Consider the following 2,510-nt stretch of genomic DNA (forward strand, 5'->3'; position numbering starts at 1 on the left):
CAGTCGACCGAAGCGGAAATCCTGGTCACCGGCATCAAGGTGGTCGATCTGCTCGCGCCCTATGCCAAGGGCGGCAAGATCGGTCTGTTCGGCGGCGCCGGCGTCGGCAAGACCGTGCTGATCCAGGAGCTGATCAACAACGTCGCCAAGGCCCATGGCGGCTATTCGGTGTTCGCCGGCGTCGGCGAGCGCACCCGTGAAGGCAACGACCTCTATCACGAGTTCATCGAATCGAAGGTCAACGCCGATCCGAAGAAGCCCGATCCGAACGTGAAGTCGAAATGCGCGCTGGTCTACGGCCAGATGAACGAGCCGCCCGGCGCCCGCGCCCGCGTCGGTTTGTCCGGGCTGACGGTCGCCGAATATTTCCGCGACCAGGGCCAGGACGTGCTGTTCTTCGTCGACAACATCTTCCGCTTCACGCAGGCGGGCTCCGAGGTGTCGGCGCTGCTCGGCCGCATCCCCTCGGCGGTGGGCTATCAGCCGACGCTGGCGACCGACATGGGCGCGCTGCAGGAGCGCATCACCACAACGACCAAGGGCTCGATCACCTCGGTGCAGGCGATCTACGTGCCGGCCGACGACCTGACCGACCCGGCGCCGGCGACCTCGTTCGCGCATCTTGACGCCACCACCGTGCTGTCGCGCGCGATCTCGGAAAAGGGCATCTACCCGGCGGTGGACCCGCTCGACTCCACCTCGCGCATGCTCTCGGCGCTGGTGGTCGGTGAGGAGCATTACGCAACCGCCCGCATGGTCCAGCAGATCCTGCAGCGCTACAAGTCGCTGCAGGACATCATCGCCATTCTCGGCATGGACGAGCTGTCGGAAGAGGACAAGCTGACGGTGGCGCGCGCCCGCAAGATCGAGCGCTTCCTGTCGCAGCCGTTCCACGTCGCCGAAGTCTTCACCGGCTCGCCCGGCGTGTTCGTCGAGCTCGCCGACACCATCAAGGGTTTCCGCGGGCTCTGCGAAGGCAAATATGACCACCTGCCGGAAGCCGCCTTCTACATGGTCGGCACCATCGAAGAGGCGGTCGAGAAGGGCAAGAAGCTGGCCGCCGAAGCCGCCTAAGAAGCGAATAGTGAGTAGCGAGTAGCGGATAGCCTTCCTTTCGCCGCTCGCTGCTGACAACTCGCCTGCAGACTTACTATTCCCTACTCCCTATTCGCTACTCGCGAGCACAAGCAATGGCCACCTTCCATTTCGATCTCGTCTCGCCGGAAAAGCTCGCCTTCTCGGGTGAGGTCGACCAGGTCGACGTTCCCGGTCTGGAAGGCGATTTCGGCGTGCTGGCCGGGCATGCGCCGGTCGTGGCCGCCATGCGGCCAGGGATCCTGACGGTCATCCAGGACGGCAAGCGTGAGAAGATCATCGTGCTCGGCGGGCTGGCCGAAGTGTCGGAGAAGGGCTTGACCGTGCTCGCGGATGTCGCAACCTCGATCGATGAGCTCGATCGCGCGGCGTTCGCCGAGCAGATCAGCGCGATGGAGGAGAAACTCGCCGAGAAGGAAGGTTCCGAGCTCGATCACGCGCTCGAGCGGCTCGATCATTTCAAGAGCATCCAGCACCAGCTCTCCTCGACCGCGATGCATTAGCGGCGATAGCCGCGTCGGTCGGGCGGGCGTCGACCCCTTAAGTTCACAAAGCTGTAATGTGCAGGCTTGCGCCGCGTCCGAACCCGGTTGCGCGCCGCGCCGTCTGACGGCATTCTCCGTCCATCCTGACGGCAGGGCGGACCTCATGAAGCGGAAGATCGCGGCGATCTTTGCAGCCGATATTGCGGGCTACTCACGGCTCGTGGCCGAGGACGAGGAGGAGACGCTGCGCAGGCTCGCGGCGTACCGCGCCGTCGTCGACGATTTCATCGTCAAGGCCGGTGGCCGCGTCTTCAACACGGCCGGTGATGCGGTGCTCGCGGAGTTTCCGAGCGCGGTCGAAGCGGTGCGCTGCGCGATCGACATCCAGGAAAGCCTGCGCACGCGGAACATGGCCTATCCGCCGAGCCGGCAGATGAGCTTTCGCATCGGCATCACCATCGGCGACGTGGTCGAGCGCGACGGCGACCTGCTCGGCGACGGGGTCAACATCGCCGCGCGGCTCGAAGCCCTCGCCGAGGTCGGCGGCATCTGCATTTCGCGCTCGGTGCACGAGCAGGTCGTCAACAAACTCTCGGTGCAGTTCGCCGACATCGGCGCGCAGGAGGTCAAGAACATCCCGACGCCGGTGCACGCCTATATGGTCGCGATGCGCCGCGAGGACGGCAGCTACGCGACGCCGCAGGCGAAGAAGAAGGCCAGGACGCCATCGTCGCGACCGGCCTGGCTGTGGCCGATCGTCGTCATGGTGATCGCCGTGACCGCGATCGGCGTGAGCGGATTCCTCAATTTCACCCGGATGGAGCTGGCGAGCGAGCGAAGGGAGAGGTCCCACGCGAGCAGGACGGTGCCGCCGCCTTCGGTCGCAAGCGCGCAGTCCGATCCGGCTCCGTTCTCCGCAGCATTGCCGGC

General features: G+C 65.3%; 3 protein-coding genes. All 3 read left to right on the top strand.

The annotated features are described in order from the left end of the window. On the top strand, positions 1–1,074 hold a 1,074-nt coding region (gene atpD / locus JOZ76_RS19880), incomplete at its 5' end, for a F0F1 ATP synthase subunit beta (RefSeq protein ID WP_291701051.1). Between the two features lie 116 nt (positions 1,075–1,190). Next, positions 1,191–1,598, top strand: a complete 408-nt coding sequence (locus JOZ76_RS19885) for a F0F1 ATP synthase subunit epsilon (protein ID WP_291701052.1) — start codon at positions 1,191–1,193, stop codon at positions 1,596–1,598. Positions 1,599–1,743: 145 nt separating this feature from the next. Continuing rightward, a partial coding sequence (locus tag JOZ76_RS19890) for an adenylate/guanylate cyclase domain-containing protein (RefSeq protein WP_291701053.1) occupies positions 1,744–2,510 on the top strand: 767 nt, incomplete at its 3' end.

It is taken from the genome of Bradyrhizobium sp., from assembly GCF_019244115.1.
GTDB lineage: Bacteria > Pseudomonadota > Alphaproteobacteria > Rhizobiales > Xanthobacteraceae > Bradyrhizobium.